3 protein-coding genes are annotated in these 17,323 nt (G+C 73.1%); all 3 read left to right on the forward strand.

Annotation, left to right across the window (positions count from 1 at the left end; all coding sequences use genetic code 11):
• Positions 1–2 precede the first annotated feature (2 nt).
• From ABH926_RS35680 to ABH926_RS35690, 3 genes are read left to right on the forward strand one after another with little or no spacing between them, the layout of a single operon-like run.
• Positions 3–470, forward strand: a complete 468-nt coding sequence (locus ABH926_RS35680; RefSeq protein ID WP_370370446.1) for a cobalamin B12-binding domain-containing protein — start codon at positions 3–5, stop codon at positions 468–470.
• Complete coding sequence (locus ABH926_RS35685) at positions 457–1,743, forward strand: methylaspartate mutase (RefSeq protein ID WP_370370376.1); 1,287 nt, start codon at positions 457–459, stop codon at positions 1,741–1,743. Before ABH926_RS35680 ends, ABH926_RS35685 begins: the two co-directional genes overlap by 14 nt.
• On the forward strand, positions 1,740–17,309 hold the full coding sequence (locus ABH926_RS35690; RefSeq protein WP_370370377.1) for an SDR family NAD(P)-dependent oxidoreductase: 15,570 nt from the start codon (positions 1,740–1,742) through the stop codon (positions 17,307–17,309). The genes ABH926_RS35685 and ABH926_RS35690 overlap by 4 nt, the downstream gene beginning before the upstream one ends.
• The last annotated feature ends 14 nt before the right edge of the window (positions 17,310–17,323 follow it).

Consider the following 17,323-nt stretch of genomic DNA (forward strand, 5'->3'; position numbering starts at 1 on the left):
ACATGGCGCTCACGCTCGACGCTGCGGAGCGCAACCGGGAGCGGGAACGTCCCGTGATCGTCAGCGGCACGTCCTCGGACGCGCACACCTGGAACCTCGTCTACCTGCAGCTGCTCGTCGAGGAACTCGGCTACCGGGTCGTCAATCTCGGGTCCTGCGTACCCGACGAACTGCTCATCTCGACCTGTCTGCGGCTCCAGCCGATCTTCGTGGTGCTCAGCAGCATCAACGGACATGGCGGGCAGGACGGGCTGCGGCTCATCCGCAAGCTGCGCGCGGACGGCGCGCTGCGCACCTTGCCGGTGGTGATCGGCGGCAAGCTCGGTGTCGGCGGCGCCGATCCGCGGATCGGCGCCGACCTGGCCGCCGCCGGGTTCGACGCGGTCTTCGACGACGCGTCGGACGGCCCGGTGCTGCTGCGCCGGTTCGTGCACGAACTCACCACGGGGGCCTCGCGTGAGCTTCGGTGAGGCCGTCCGCCGCGCTTACGCGGCCGGGCGGCTGGTCGTGCAGCCGCGTATGGGTTTCGGATCGCCGGAGGTCATGCGGGCCGGCTTGGCCGCCACCCGGTACGCGGACGCCGCCACGGTCGGCACGATCACGGTCGACAGCTATACGCGGCTGGACGACATGGCGGCGCTCGCCGAGGCACTGCGCAGCCGAGCCGCCCTCAACGGATACCCGATCGCGAGCCACCCGGCCGCCACCACCCGCGCCATGCTCGACGGGGTCCGAGATGAGGGGTTCCCGGTCCAGGTACGGCACGGCTCCGCACGGCCCCGGCGGATCATCAAAGCGCTGATCGAGGCCGGGCTGCACGCCACCGAGGGCGGTCCGGTCTCCTACTGTCTGCCCTACGGGCGCACCCCGCTCGCGGAGTCCGTCCGCAACTGGCGGGAGGTCTGCGAGCTGATGGCGGGCGCCGACGAACGGCCGCATCTGGAGACGTTCGGCGGCTGCATGCTCGGCCAGCTGTGCCCGCCGAGCGAGCTGGTCGCGCTCAGCGTGCTGGAGGCGATGTTCTTCCAGCAGCACGGTGTCGCCGACGTCTCGGTCAGCTATGCCCAGCAGACCCACCCCGGCCAGGATCTGGAGGCCCTCGCGGCGCTGCGGCGGCTGTGCGCCGAGCTGCTGACCGGCGACTGGCACGTCGTCGTCTACGCCTACATGGGCCGCTATGCCAGCACCCCGGAAGGGGCCAGGGCGCTGCTCGCCGGCGCCGCGGGGCTTGCCGTGGCCGGCGGGGCGCAACGCCTGATCGTCAAGACCGTCGCCGAGGCCGTCCGGATCCCGACCATCGCGGAGAACGTGGCAGCCCTCGAATACGCCGACGCGGCGGCCCGCCGGGCGGCCGGGGCCCAGGCGCCGGACTTCGCGCACGACGGCGGCCCGGTCTACCGGGAGGCGCGGGTCCTCATCGACGCCGTTGTGGACCAGGCGGCCGATCTGGGCGATGCGCTCCTGCGCGCTTTCGCACGTGGGCTGCTCGACGTCCCCTACTGCATCCACCCCGACAACGCCGGGCGGGCGCGCGGCCGGATCGGTCCGGACGGGCGGCTCGGGTGGGCCGAGATCGGCGCGCTGCCGCTCGGCGGTCTCGTCGCCCGCTCGGACGACGGCCCGTGGACCGCAGCCGATTTCCTGGCCTCGCTCTCCCACGTCCAGCAGACCTTCGACGCGGCGGCGTTGACCGCCGGTCCAGTCCCCGTCGCACACCACTACCGCGGAGCACTTCGGCGATGAGCACACCGGATCCCGTTCACCTGACCGCCGCACTGGCCGCCCTCCCCGCCGCCGAGCGCGAACGGTACCTTGTCCGCCTCGTCCAGGACCGCGTCACCGCGGTGGTGCGTGAGATCAGGCCGGGCGCCACCGAGGCGGCGGAGCCGGACCGCAGCTTCCAAAGCCTCGGTCTGGACTCCCTGGGCGCGGTCGCCCTGCACGGCCGGCTCAGCGCCGACACCGGTCTGGCACTCCCGGTCGCCGTCGCCTTCGACCACCCGACCCCGGCCGATCTGGCCCGGCATCTGCTCGCGCTGCTCTTCGGCACGGAGACGGAGGTGGACGCGGAGCAGACGGGTATCCCCGCTTCGGGCCGGTCCGCGTCCGACGAACCGGTGGCCGTCGTCGGCATCGGCTGCCGCTTCCCGGGCGGGGCGGACTCGCCGGAAGCCCTGTGGCAGCTGGTGGCCGACGGACGGCACGTCAGCAATGACTTCCCCACCGACCGCGGCTGGGACCTCGAAGGGCTCTACGATCCGGACCCGGACACCCCGGGAAGCGCGTACGTGCGCACCGGCGGGTTCCTGGCCGACGCCGCGGAGTTCGACGCCGACTTCTTCGGCATCTCCCCGCGCGAGGCCGCCGCGATGGATCCGCAGCAGCGCGTGGTGCTGGAGACGTCCTGGGAGGCGCTGGAGCGCGCCGGCATCGATCCGGGTGTGCTGCGCGGTTCGGCCACGGGCGTGTTCATCGGCGCTGAGCCCCAGGAATACGGCCCGCGGCTCCACGAGGCGGCGGACGGCCTGGACGGCTACCTGCTGGCGGGTGCGGCGCCCAGCGTCGTCTCCGGCCGGGTCGCCTACGCCTTCGGGCTCGAAGGCCCGGCGCTGACCGTGGACACCGCCTGCTCCGGCTCCCTGGTCGCCCTGCACCTGGCCGTCCAGTCGCTGCGGCGCGGCGAGTGCACGCTCGCGCTCGCCGGCGGGGTCGCCGTGATGGGCGGTCCCGGCACCTTCACCGCCTTCTCCCGGCAGCGCGGTCTGGCGGCCGACGGGCGGGTGAAGGCGTTCGCCGCCGCGGCGGACGGCACCGGGTTCGCCGAGGGCGTCGGCATCTTCGTCCTCGAACGCCTCTCCGACGCGCGCAGGGCCGGACATCCGGTCCTCGCCGTGATCCGGGGGAGCGCGGTGAACCAGGACGGCGCGTCGAACGGGCTGACGGCGCCGAACGGCCTGGCGCAGCGCAAGCTCATCCGGGCCGCGTTGGCCGACGCCGGGCTCTCGGCCGCCGACGTGGACGCCGTCGAGGCACACGGCACGGGGACCACGCTCGGCGACCCGATCGAGGCCCAGGCGCTGCTGGCGACGTACGGCCGGGACCGCGACCCGGAAGCCCCGCTGTGGCTCGGGTCGGTCAAGTCCAACATCGGCCACGCCCAAGCCGCCGCGGGCGCGGCGGGCCTGACCAAGATGATCATGGCTCTGCGGAACGCGGCGCTGCCGGCGACCCTGCATGTGGACGAACCCACCCCGCACGTGGACTGGTCGGCCGGGGGAGTACGGCTGTTGACCGGGCAGCGTCCGTGGCCGACCGTGGACCGGCCCCGCCGCGCCGCCGTCTCCTCCTTCGGGATCAGCGGCACCAACGCGCACGTCATCGTCGAGCAGGCGCCCGCAGCGGTGGACACCGACGGGGACGCGGAGACCGACTCCGGCGTGCCGGTATCTCCGTTGCCCATCATGCTTTCCGCACGAAGCGACTCGGCCCTGCGCGCACAGGCCCGCTCCCTGGCATCCGTCCTGGGCGAGGAGGCCAACGCGCTGGCGGACGTCGGATACTCGCTCGCGACCACGCGCGCCTCGCTTCCGCACCGGGCCGTCATCCTCGCCGCAGACCGCGCGGACGCTCTGCGCGGGCTGGACGCACTGGCGGCCGGTGGTGCCGAAACCGGGCTGGTCCAAGGCGTCGCCGCGCCCGGCGGGCTCGGCATGCTCTTCACCGGGCAGGGCTCGCAGCGTCTCGGCATGGGTGGCGCACTGCACGAGGCCTTCCCGGTGTTCGCCGACGCCTTCGACGAGATCGTCGGCCACCTCGATCTGCAGATCGACCGGCCGCTGCACGAGGTGCTGCACGGTGCGGACGCCGCGACGCTTCAGCTCACCGGCTACGCGCAGTGCGCCCTGTTCGCCCTCGAAGTCGCTCTCTACCGGCTGGTCGAGTCCTGGGGCGTGCGCCCGGATGTCCTGCTCGGCCACTCGATCGGCGAACTCGCCGCCGCGCACGTCGCGGGCGTGTGGTCGGTCCCGGACGCGTGCGCCGTGGTCGCCGCGCGCGGGCGGCTGATGCAGGCGCTGCCCGAGGGCGGCGCGATGGCAGCTGTCACTGCGACCGAGGACTATGCCAGGCCTCTTCTGACGGGCGGCGTGGGCATCGCCGCGGTCAACGGTCCCGAGTCGGTCGTCCTGTCCGGCCCCGACGCCGACCTCGACATGGTCTTGAGGTGTTTGGCCACCGAGGGGCGCAAGACAACCCGGCTACGCGTGTCGCATGCGTTCCACTCGGCGCTGATGGAACCGATGCTCGACGACTTCCGCAGGATCCTGAGCATCGTTGAGTACCACCCGCCGCGCATCCCGGTCATCTCCAACCTGACCGGTGGCCCGGCGACCGGCGATGAGCTGTGCACTCCCGAATACTGGGTGCGGCATGTGCGCGAGACCGTGCGGTTCGCCGAAGGCGTGGGCGCGCTGGCCGCCGCCGGGGCACGCACAGTGCTCGAACTCGGCCCGGACGCGGTCCTGTCAGCGATGGCCCGTGACTGCGTCGAGGATGCGGGCATCGAGTTCCTGCCGATGCTGCGTCGCGATCGCCCGGAGCCGGAGACCGTTCTCACCGCCGTGGCCACCGCGTACGTACGCGGCACGCCGGTCGATCGCGGCGCGTTCTACGCTGGAACCGGCGCGCGCCGCGTCGAGCTGCCCACCTACCCGTTCCAGCGGCGGCGCTACTGGCTCGCCCCTTCGGCCTCGGCCCGCGTGGACGCGGCACTGTTCGGGCAGAGCGTTTCCCGGCATCCGCTGCTGACGGCCGCCGTCGGGCTCGCGGACAGCGGTGCGACCGTGCTGACCGGACGGCTCTCGGCGGATTCCGCGCCCTGGCTCGGCGAGCACGTCATCGCAGGCTCCTGCGTGCTGCCGGGCACGGCCTTCGTGGACCTGGCGCTGCACACGGCGAAGCTCGTCGGTCGTGCGGCGGTGGAGGAGCTGACGCTGCTCGCGCCGCTGGTGCTCCCGGCGACGGGCGGTCTCGCCTTGCAGGCCGTCGTGGCACCGCCCGGACCGGACGGTCGCGCGAATGTCGAGTTCCACGCGCGTAGCGAGCAAGAGGGTGCGCCGTGGACGCGCTACGCCACAGCCGTCCTGACCACGCAGGCCGGACCGTCGTACGTCGGCCTGGCCGAGTGGCCGCCGACGGGTGCGGAGCCGGTCGACATCGCTGATCTGTACGAGAGTCTGGCCGATGAGGGCTACCGCTACGGTCCGACGTTCCGTTGTCTGCGCGCCGTCTGGAAGCGCGGCGGCGAGGTCTTCGCCGAAGTCGCCCTGCCGGAAGCGGTCGAAGCGAGCGCCCACCTGCTGCACCCGGCATTGCTGGACGCGGTGCTGCACGCCACCGACTTCGCCGAGGGTGAGGCCCGCGAGCCGGGCGAGATCCGGCTTCCGTTCGCCTGGCGGGGCGTGACCGCGTATGCCCCAGGCGCCTCCGTGCTGCGCGCGCGCATCACTTCGCATCCGGACGACGGCGGCGTCGCCCTGGATCTGGCCGACGAGTCCGGAACTCCGGTCGCCTCGATCGCGGGGTTCCGTAGCCGGCCGGTTCCGAACGGCACGTTCGGCGGCCCGCGCGCCGAACCGCTCTACGAGATCGCGTGGCGGTCTGTCGTATCGCGCGGCTCGATCTCGGATGCGGCGTTCGTGAATATTGAGACGCCAGGCGAGTTGACGGACGCGCTCTGCCACGTCACGGACCTTCTCTGCGGTCGGCTCGCCGAGGGCGGCGACGCGAGGTCTCCGCTCGTCCTGGCGATTTCCGGTGGAGCGAACGCGGCGGCCGTGCGCGGCCTGGTCCGGGCGGTCCAGGCCGAACACCCGGGCCGTTTCGTGCTTCTGGACACCGACACCCGCACCGACACCGACACCGACACCGACGAGCCGACCCCGGATCTTGCTGCCCGGGCGGCTGCTTGCGGCGAGCCGGAACTGCGGGTGCGCGGTGGCGAGTTCTCAGCTCCTCGGCTGGTCCGCAGCGTTGCCGTGGCGCAGACGCCGTCGTCCTGGCCCGAACACGGCACGGTCCTGATCACCGGCGGTACCGGCGGCCTCGGCTCCCTGGCTGCCCGTCACTTCGTGGCCGTCCACGGGGTGCGCAACCTGCTGCTCCTGAGCCGGAGCGGCCCGGACGCGCCCGGTGCTTCCGCGCTCGCAGCGGAGCTTCGCGAGCTGGGAGCACGGGTCCGGATCGCGTCGTGCGACGTCGGCGACCGTGCCGCGCTGGCCGAGACGCTGCGCGAGATCCCCGCGGAACATCCGCTCACCGCCGTCGTCCACACGGCGGGCGTCCTTGACGACGCCCTGCTCGCCGACCTGACCCGGGAGAAGTTCGACGCCGTCTGCCGCCCCAAGGCCGTCGGCGCCCGGAACCTGCACGAACTGACCCGCCATCTCGACCTTCGCGCGTTCATACTCTTCTCGTCCGCGGCCTCCCTGGTGGACGGCGCAGGCCAGGGCAACTACGCCGCGGCCAACGCTTACCTGGACGGTCTCGCCGCCGAACGCGCTGCGGCGGGCTTGCCCGCCACCTCGATCGCGTGGGGCGCCTGGTCGGGCGAGCAGGGCATGGCCGCCCGGCTGGACGCCGTCACCCGCCACCGCGTGGCCCGGCAGGGCCTGACACCGCTGTCCCCTGAGGCGGGTCTCGCGGCCTTGGACGCGGCGCTCGTCAGCGGGCTGAGTTCGGTCGTTCCGCTCACCGTCGATCGCGCCGCGCTGCGGGCCCGCGCCGACGGCGTGCCCGCGCTGCTGCGCGAACTCGTTCCGGCCCAGGCAACGTCCTCGACTGCGGTGCCCGCACTGCCCGATCTGATCGACCTGGTGCGATCGCTGATCGCCGGCGTCCTTGGGCACGACGACGCGGCGGCGATCAGTCCAGGACGGCCGTTCACCGACCTCGGCTTCGACTCCCTCGCCGCCGTCGATCTGCGCAACGTTCTGCAGAAGCGGCTCGGGTTGACGCTTCCGTCCACGCTCGTGTTCGACTACCCGAACCCGCGCTCTCTCGCTGACTACCTCGGGCAGCAGTTGTCGGCCGCGCCGGTCGCGGAAACCGCGCCCACGGCTCCCGCCCGCACCGACGAGCCGATCGCGATCGTCGGCATGGCCTGCCGCTTCCCCGGCGGCGTCGCCTCGCCCGAGGACCTGTGGACTCTGCTCGCCGACGGCGTCGACGCCGTCGGCCCGTTCCCGACCGATCGCGGCTGGGATCTCGCCGCGCTCCACGACCCCGACCGTGTGGTGCCGGGCACCAGCTACGCGAACGAAGGCGGCTTCCTGTACGACGCCGCCGAGTTCGACGCTGGCTTCTTCGACATCAGCCCGCGCGAGGCCCGGGCCATGGACCCGCAGCAAAGGCTTCTGCTCGAAGCGTCCTGGGAAGCCCTCGAACGCGCGGGCATCGATCCGCACACGCTGCGCGGCAGCCGGACCGGCGTGTTCGCCGGGGTGATGTACCACGACTGGGCGACCCGGCTCGGCCGGCAGGTGCCTGAGGAACTGGCCGGGCACCTGGGCAACGGCAGCCTCGCTAGCGTCGTCTCCGGCCGTGTGGCCTACGCGCTCGGCCTGGAGGGGCCGACCGTGACCATCGACACAGCGTGCTCCTCCTCGCTGGTCGCGCTGCACTGGGCACTCCAGGCGCTGCGCGCCGGGGAATGCACGCTCGCGCTGGTCGGCGGCGTGACGGTGATGGCGACCCCGGACACGTTCGTCGACTTCAGCCGGCAGCGCGGCTTGGCCGCCGACGGTCGGTGCAAGTCCTTCGCCGCCGCGGCGGACGGCACCGGCTGGGGCGAAGGCGTCGGCGTCCTGGCCGTCGAGACGCTTTCCGAGGCTCGGCGCCGTGGGCACCGGGTGCTCGCCGTGGTCTCCGGCTCGGCTGTCAACCACGACGGCGCCAGCAACGGGCTGACCGCGCCCAACGGCCTGGCCCAGCAGCGGGTGATCCGCCAGGCGCTGGCCGCCGCCGGTCTGCGCCCCGCCGACGTGGATGCCGTGGAGGGCCACGGTACCGGCACGACGCTCGGCGACCCGATCGAAATCGGCGCCCTGCAAGCGGTCTACGGGGCCGACCGCGAATCCGGCCGACCGCTGTGGCTCGGCTCGGTCAAGTCCAACCTGGGCCACCCGCAGGCCGCCGCCGGGGTCGCCGGGGTCATCAAGACCGTGCAGGCCCTGATCGCCGAGCGGCTGCCGGCGACCCTGCACGTGGACGAACCGACGCCGCAGGCGGACTGGTCGGCCGGCTCGGTGGAGCTGCTCACCACATCGCGGCCCTGGCCGCGCGGGGAGCGACCTCGTCGGGCTGGTGTCTCGTCCTTCGGGATCAGCGGCACCAACGCGCACGTCATCGTCGAAGAGGCGCCTACCGCACCGGAGCCTGAAGCCGATGCCGATCCCGCGCCGTCCATACCGTCCACGCCGCTGCCGTTCCTGATCTCGGCTCGGACCCCGACCGCTCTCGTGGCGCAGGCCACGCGGCTGCACGCCGGTCTCGAACGGCGGGCCGACATTCCGCTGCGCGCGGTGGCCGGATCGCTGGCGAACACGCGCTCTGCGTTCGAGCAACGCGCCGTGATCGTCGCGACCGGGCCCGACGAACTTCTGCGCGGCTTGGACGCGCTCCGCGACGGCGAACCCTCGTCCGTCGTCGTGCGCGGTACGGCGCACGAGCGCGGCAAGACCGCGTTCCTCTTTTCCGGCCAAGGCGCCCAGCACGCGGGCATGGGAAGCGGGCTGTACCAGGCGTTCCCCGTCTTCGCGCAGGCCTTCGACGAGGTGGCCCAGGTCTTGGACCCGCTGCTCGCCCGATCGCTGCGTGAGGTCGTGTTCGAGGACGACGATCCCGCGCGGCTGAACCGCACCCGGCTGGCCCAGCCCGCGCTGTTCGCGATCGAGGTGGCGCTGTTCCGCCTGGCCGAATCCTGGGGCCTGCGGCCCGCTGCGCTGGCCGGCCACTCCGTCGGCGAGATCTCCGCGGCGCACGTGGCGGGCGTGCTCTCGCTCGCCGACGCGGCCCGGCTGGTCGCCGCGCGCGGAGCGCTCATGGACGACCTGCCCGACGGCGGTGCCATGGTCGTCGTGGCCGGTACCGAGCAGGAGGTCAGGGGGCTGCTCGCCGGACGCGAGCAGCTGGCCGACATCGCCGCCGTCAACGGGCCGGAACTGGTCGTCGTCTCCGGCGAGGAGAAGACCGTCCTGGCGATCGCCGAATCCGTCCGGACCCGCGGCGCCGAGCCGCACCGCCTCGTGGTCAGCCACGCCTTCCACTCGCCGCTGATGGAACCGATGCTGGCCGACTTCGCGAAGGTCGCGGCCGGCCTGGAATATCACGCGCCGCGCATCCCGATCGTCTCCACCGTGACCGGCCGCCTCGCGACCTCCGCAGAACTCTGTGATCCCGCCTACTGGGTCGGCCATGTCCGCCGGACCGTCCGCTTCGCCGACGCGGTCGCGGCCCTGGCCGAGCAGGGCGCCGACACCTTCCTCGAAATCGGTCCCGACCGGGTCCTGACCGCCCTGGCCGAACGCGGTCGGCCGAATCAGGACCCCGGTATCCGGCACGCCGTGTACGTCTCGCTCATGCGCCGCGGCCGCGACGAGGTTCGCGAGGCGGTCTCGGCGTTGGGCACGCTGCACGTCCACGGAGCCGTCGTGGACTGGCGCGCTGTGCTCGGCGGCGGCACCGCGGCGCTCGACCTGCCGACCTACGCCTTCGAGCACACCCGCTACTGGATCGACGCCGAGCCCGCGCTCGACGCGTCCGCGGTCGGCCTGCAGCAGGCCGCGCATCCCCTGCTCGGTGCGGTGGTCCAGCTCGCCGGAACAGGAGAGCTGGTGTTCACCGGCCGAGTCTCGGCCAGCACGCAGCCGTGGCTGGCCGACCACGTGGTCCGTGGATCGGTCCTGCTGCCCGGTACCGGCTTCGTCGACCTCGCGCTGTGGGCCGCGGAGCAAGCCGGCTGTACGCGCGTCGACGAGCTCACCATCACCGATCCGCTCGCGCTGCCCGAGCACGACGGTCTGGCCCTGCAACTCGTCGCGGGTCCGGTGGAGGGCGGACGGCGCACGCTGACCATCCACTCCCGCCCGGACAACGACGCGGCGGCCGAATGGACCCGTCATGCCACCGCGGTACTCAGCGCCGCGCCTCGGGCCGCGGGCTTCGAGTTCGTGCAGTGGCCCCCGGCCGGCGCCGAACCGGTCGACGTCACCGACGCCTACGGACAGCTCGCGGCGCGTGGCTACGGTTACGGGCCTGCATTCCAGGGCCTGCGTGCGGCATGGCGGCGCGGCGAGGAGGTGTTCGCCGAAGTCACCTTGCCCGAGGCGGCCGGCAGCGCCGAATTCGGCCTGCACCCGGCGCTGCTCGACGCCGCGATGCACGCCGACCTGCTCACGGCCCCCGACGGGCCGACGCTTCTCCCGTTCGCCTGGAACGGTGTGACGCTGTACGCGGCCGGCGCCCGCGAGCTCCGCGTCAGGATCGTGCGGCTGTCCGGCGACGAGGTCAGCCTGATCCAGGTCGCCGACGCAGCGGGCCGGGCGGTCGCGTCCGTGGACTCGCTCGTCTCCCGTCCCGCCGGGGACGGGGATGTTCCGCTGCTTCACGTGGCGTGGCACGAGGTGGCCGTCCATCAGGATATTGATAACGCCGCGAACTCGAGCCGGTTCGTGTCCGGCGCCGATGTCGCCGAGCTCATCGCAGCCTTCGATGCCGAATCGGCTCCACCCGAAGCGGCTGTACTGATCTGCCCCGATGGCGGCACTGGGGTTCCGGCCGCCGCGCACGCCGTGACCGGGACGGTGCTCGCCGCGCTGCAAGCCTGGCTCGCCGGCGAACGCTTCGCCGCGACCCCTCTCGTCGTGCTCACCCATGGCGCCACCGCGATCGGCGACGACATCCGCCCCGATCACGCTGCCGTCTGGGGCCTGGTCCGCGCCGCCCAGGCGGAGAATCCGGACCGGTTCGTCCTCGTGGACCGCTCCGACGACACCTGGCCGCAACTGCTGCCCGCGGTGCTGGCCTCGGACGAGCCCGAGGCCGCCATCGGCGAGGACACGGTGCGCGTACCGAGGCTCGTGCGTGTGTCGAGCACGACTCCGTCTCCGGCCAAGCCATGGAATCCCGACGGGACCGTCCTGATCACCGGAGGCACCGGTGGCCTCGGTGCCTTGACGGCACGCCACCTGGTGACCGAACACGCCGTCCGGCACCTTCTGCTGCTGAGCAGGCGAGGCCCGGACGCCCCCGGCGCCGACGGACTGCGCCGCGACCTCGAAGCCCTCGGCGCGCGCGTGACGATCGCCGCGTGCGATGTCGCCGACCGCGCGGCCCTGGCCGGCGTGCTCGCCTCCGTCCCCGGCGGACACCCGCTGACCGCCGTCCTGCACGCCGCGGGGGTGGCCGGGGGCGGACTGACCGGCTCGCTGGACGCCGCCCGGCTCGCGGAGGTGTTCGGGCCGAAGGCCGACGCCGCCTGGCATCTGCACGAGCTGACCCGCGGCCTCGACCTCGCCGCGTTCGTGCTCTTCTCCTCGGCCGGCGGTACGGTCCTGGCCGCCGGGCAGGGGGACTACGCCGCCGCCAACGCCTTCCTCGACGGCTTGGCGGCGCGGCGGCACAGCCTCGGCCTGCCGGCCACCGCGCTCGGCTGGGGCCTGTGGGCCCACGACACCGGTCTCGGCGGCGCGCTGCGCGAGGACGACCTGCACCGCATGGCCCGCCTCGGCATGCCTGCGATAGCCGTCCGCCAGGGTCTGAGGTCCCTGGATGCCGCGCTCGGGAGCCGTGAGCCCGTGCTCGTACCGCTGCCGATCGACACGGCCGCCCTGCGCGCCCGCACCGACCGGGTTCCGGCGCTGCTGCGCGGCTTCCTCACCGCGCCCCCGCGACCTGCGGCCGCCACTTCGCGTCCCGCCGCCGACCTGAGGAGCCGGCTGGCCCGGCTGAGCGAGTCCGACGGCCACCGGCACCTGCTGGACCTGGTCCGCACGCACGTCGCCGCGACCCTCGGCCACACCTCCGGCGCGATCGACGCCGACCGCGCGTTCCGGGAACTCGGCATCGACTCGCTGACGGCGATCGAACTGCGCAACGCGCTCAGCGCGGCGACCGGGGCCACCCTCCCGGCCACGCTCGTGTTCGACCATCCGACCACGCGCTCGGTCGCCGACTTCATCAAGCACTCGCTGTTCGGCGCCCCCGAGCCGGTCGGGACTGCGACTCCGGCCACGAGTACCGCCGCGGCCCTGACCACCCGAGACGAGCCGATCGCCGTCATCGGCATGGCCTGCCGCTATCCCGGAGACATCGAGACGCCGGAAGCGCTCTGGCGGCTGCTGATGGACGAGAGCGACGCCGTGTCCGGATTCCCCGTCAACCGCGGCTGGGACGTCGGGGGCATCTACGACCCCGAACCCAGCCGCCCGGGCAAGACCTACACCCGCGAAGGCGGATTCCTGCACCGTGCCGCCGAGTTCGACCCGGCCTTCTTCGGCCTCGGCCCGCGCGAGGCACTGGCGATGGACCCGCAGCAGCGGCTCCTGCTCGAAGTGTCCTGGGAGGCGATCGAGCGGGCCCGCATCGACCCGCGATCGCTGCGGTCCACGCTGACCGGCGTCTTCGCGGGCGCCATGTACGACGACTACGGCAGCCGGGTCAAGCAGCCCTCACCGGACGTGCTCCCATACCTGGCCAACGGCAGCTCCGGCTCGATCGTGTCCGGACGTATCTCCTACCTGCTGGGACTGCAGGGCCCGTCGATCACCGTGGACACCGCGTGCTCCTCGTCCCTGGTGACCATCCACCTGGCCGCCCAGGCGCTGCGCGCGGGGGAGTGCGGCCTGGCGCTGGCCGGCGGCGTCACCGTGCTCTCGACGCCCGACCTGTTCGTCGACTCCAGCCGGCAGCAGATGCTCGCACCGGACGGCCGCTCCAAGTCCTTCTCCTCCTCCGCCGACGGCGTGGGCTGGGCCGAGGGCGCCGGAGTGGTCCTGCTCGAACGGCTCTCGGACGCACGGCGCAACGGCCATCCGGTCCTGGCCGTCGTGCGCGGCAGCGCGGTCAACCAGGACGGCGCCTCCAACGGCCTGACCGCCCCCAACGGCCCGGCCCAGGAACGGGTGATCGGGGCCGCGTTGGCCGCGGCGGGGCTGGAGCCCTGGGAGGTGGACGCCGTCGAGGCACACGGCTCCGGCACCCGGCTCGGCGACCCGATCGAGGCGCGGGCGCTGCTGGCCGCCTATGGTCAGGGGCGCGAGCCGGGACGTCCGCTGTGGCTCGGCTCGGTGAAGACCAACATCGGCCACACGCAGGCGGCCAGCGGCGTCGCCGGAGTGATCAAGATGGTGCAGGCACTACGGCACGGCGTGCTGCCGCGCAGCCTGCACGCGGACGCGCCGTCACCGCACGTGGACTGGTTGGCCGGCGCGGTGTCGCTGCTGACCGGGCGCCGGGCGTGGCCGGCCACCGGACGTCCGCGCCGGGCGGGGGTGTCCTCCTTCGGGATCAGCGGCACCAACGCCCACGTGATCCTGGAAGAGGGTGGCGCCCTGGAGGCGGCGCCCTCCGCGCCGGAGATCGTAGGCGGCGTAGGCGGCGTGGGCGATGAGGGCGGTCGGCGTGATCAGGGTACGGACCCAGTGCCCTGGCTCGTCTCGGCCCGCTCGGAGGCCGCGCTGCGGGCCCAGGCCGGGCGCCTGGCCGCGCATCTCGCCGGCCATCCCGACGCCCGTCCCGCCGACGTCGCGTTCACCCTCGCCGTCAGCCGGTCGTCCTTCGAGCACCGTGCCGTCGTGCTCGGCTCCGACCGGAAACAACTGACCGCGGGCCTTCGAGCCCTGGCTGACGGCGGCACCAGCGCGCAGTGCGTGACCGGAGCCGTGGACGTGACCGGCGGCACGGTATTCATCTTCCCCGGACAGAGCGGCCAGTGGACCGGCACGGCGGCCGGCCTGCTCGACACGTCCGCACCGTTCGCCGCGCGGCTGGCAGAGTGCGACGCGACGCTCGCCGCCCACGTGGGGTGGTCGGTCGCCGACGTGCTGCGCGGCATCGACGGGGCGCCGCCGCTGGACCGGCCAGAGGTGGTCCAGCCGGTGCAGTGGGCTGTCATGGTCGCCCTTGCGGCGCTGTGGGAGGAGCGCGGCGTGCGTCCCGACGCGGTCGTGGGCGACTCGTGCGGCGAGGTGGCCGCCGCATGCGTCGCCGGAATCCTCTCCCTGGCGGACGGAGCGCGGATCATCGCGGCGTACAGCCGGGCGGTCGGCGTGGAGCCTGCCGACGACGTACCCGTCACCCCGACGGAGCGCGCCGTCCCGATGCTCTCCACCCTCACCGGCGCCTGGCTGGACGGTCCCGAGGTGGACGGCCGGTACTGGCAGGCCAACCTGCGCGAGCCCGAGTCCGAGTCCGGCCGCTTCGCCGTCGCCGTCCGTACTCTGGCCCAGGCCGGATTCGGTGCTTTCGTCGAGATCAGCGCGCACCCGGTGCTGACCGCGAGTGTGCGGGAAACCCTGGACGAGCTCGACCACCCGGCGGTGGTCACCGGCACCCTGCATCGCGACGAGACCGGGACCGGCGCGTTGACCCGGGCCGCCGCGACGCTGCACGTCCACGGCGTTCCGGTGGACTTCGCCCCGTTCTGCTCCGGCGGGACCCTGATCGACCTGCCCACCTACGCCTTCCAGCGCAAGGAGTACTGGCTCCGGGCCACTCCCGCGCAGGGCGACGTCGGCGTGGCCGGCCTGGTCTCGGCCGAGCACCCGTTGCTCGGCGCCGTCGTCGACCTGCCCGGCAGCGACGAGGTGCTGTTCACCGGGAGTCTGTCGGCCGAGCGCCGGCCCTGGCTCGCCGACCATGTGCTGCTCGGCCGCACGCTGCTGCCGGGGACCGCCTTCGTGGAACTCGCGCTGCGCGCCGGCGCGGAGGTCGGGTGCGCCGTGATCGAGGAGTTGGTGCAGCACGTCCCGATGTCCCTTCCCGAGGAGGGCGCGGTCACGGTCCGGATCGTGCTCGGCGGCCCGGACCAGGATGGGCGCCGCGGGATCTCGGTGTACGGGCGTCCTGATGAACCGTCTCGAACCAGTGCCGAATGGGTCCTGCACGCGAGCGGCACTCTGGCGGTCGGCGGTTCCTCTGCTCTCTCCGACCTGGGTGCCTGGCCGCCGGCTGGCGCCGATCGCCTCGACCTGTCAGGGGTCTACGACGACCTGGCCGCCCTCGGCTTCGGGTACGGCCCGGCGCTCCAGGGACTGCGGGCGGTGTGGCGCCGTGGAGATGAGGTCTTCGCCGAGATCGCCCCGCCGACGGACTCGGTCGGCGATGCTGCGTCGTACGGCATACACCCCGCCCTGCTCGACTCGGCACTCGGCGCCATGGACTTCCTGGCCGGAGGCCCCGCGGCGCTGACCGAAGCCACGATCCCGTTTGCGTGGAAGGGCGTCACCCTCTACGGCAGGGGCCCGACGGCGTTGCGAGTGCGCGCACGTAAGACGCCAGCGCGCGACAACGCTGCTGAACTCTGGATCGCCGATTCCTCGGGCACGCCGGTGGCACACGTTGCGGAGTTGGTGACCCGACCGGTTCCGGCCGATGGCGCGAGTGGGGCCCGGCACCTCTATCAGATCGCGTGGAATCCCCTGCCCATCGCGGACGCTGTCACCGCGGAACTCCCGGAAGGCGTCACCCTGCTCGACTGCGGCGCGGCTCTCGGACCGACTGACGACGTTCCCGGGGCCGTGCGCCACGCCCTGCTGGACAACCTGGAATCACTGCGATCATGGCTGGCCGGACCACGGGACGCGGACGACCGACTCGTGATCCTGACCCATGGCGCGGTCGCCACGCAGCCGGGGCAGAGTCCTGATCTGGTCCACGCACCGCTGTGGGGACTTGTCCGCGCCGCACAAGCCGAGCACCCGGACCGGATCCAGCTGATAGACACAGACGGGACGGAAGCCTCCCGGCACAGCCTCACCGCCGCCGTCGCCACCGGCGAACCCGAGGCCGCCATCTGCGCCGGCGAGGTTCGCGTGCCGAGGCTGCGACGCATCGCATCCGGTGGCAAGGTCCCCACTTGGGATCCGCAGGGTACTGTCCTGATCACCGGAGGCACCGGACTGCTCGGCGCGACGCTGGCCCGGCACCTGGTGACGGTCCACGGGGTCCGGCACCTGCTGCTCGTCGGCCGACGGGGAGCGCAGGCCCCCGGCGCGCAGGAACTGGACGCCGAACTCCGCGGGCTCGGAGCCCACGTCACCTTCGCCGCGTGTGATGTGGCCGACCGCGAAGCGCTGCGCGGAATGCTCGGGCAGATCCCCGGGCAGCACCCGCTCACCGCCGTCGTGCACGCGGCCGGGGTGATGGACGGCGCGGTGCTCCAGAAGCTGAGCTCCGCTCAGTTCGACCGCGTCCTGCGGGCCAAGGCGGACGCGGCCTGGCACCTCCACGAACTCACCGCCGATCTGGACCTGGCCGCGTTCGTGCTCTACTCCTCGGTCGGAGGCCTGGTGCTCACGGCCGGTCAGGCGAACTATGCCGCCGCGAACCGCTTCCTCGACGCGCTGGCCGAACACCGGCGTGCCCGAGGACTGAGCGCCATTTCCCTGGCCTGGGGGCCGTGGCAGGGCAGTGACGACGCCGTCGACCTCGACCGGCTCGCCCGCGAAGGCATCGAGGCCCTGACCCCGGCCGAAGGGCTCACCCTGTTCGACGCCGCCCTGGACGCCGGGGAGAGCGTGCTCGTCCCGGTGCGCCTGAACGAGGCCGCGCTGCGGGAACGGCCTGAGCTGCCCGCGCTGCTGCGCGGGTTCGCTGTACGGACGACGACGGCCCGGGCGCAGCAGATAACCGAACCCGCGCCGGAGAACCTTGCGGCACGCCTTGCGCCGCTGTCTCCCAAGGAACGGCGGCGGGCTCTGCTTGACCTGGTCCGTGCCCACACCGCCGCCGTACTCGGCTACGAGGATCCCGCGCAGATCCATACCGCGACCGGATTCACCGACCTGGGGCTCGACTCCCTGGCCGCGCTCCAACTGCGCAACAGCCTCGCCCCAGCCACCGGCCTGCGCCTGTCCGCCACCCTCATCTTCGACCACGCCGATCCGGCGCGCCTGGCCGACCATCTGCTGACCGAGCTGTTCCCCGAGCAGCAGTCGGAGCCGGAGGAGCGTTCGGCGATCGAGGACATGGACGTCGACGCGCTGGTGCGCACCGCGTTCGCGGGCGAGGCGCCGACCGACGGCTCCGCGTGATCCCCCAGGCCCCG

The sequence above is a fragment of the Catenulispora sp. GP43 genome (assembly GCF_041260665.1).
GTDB lineage: Bacteria > Actinomycetota > Actinomycetes > Streptomycetales > Catenulisporaceae > Catenulispora.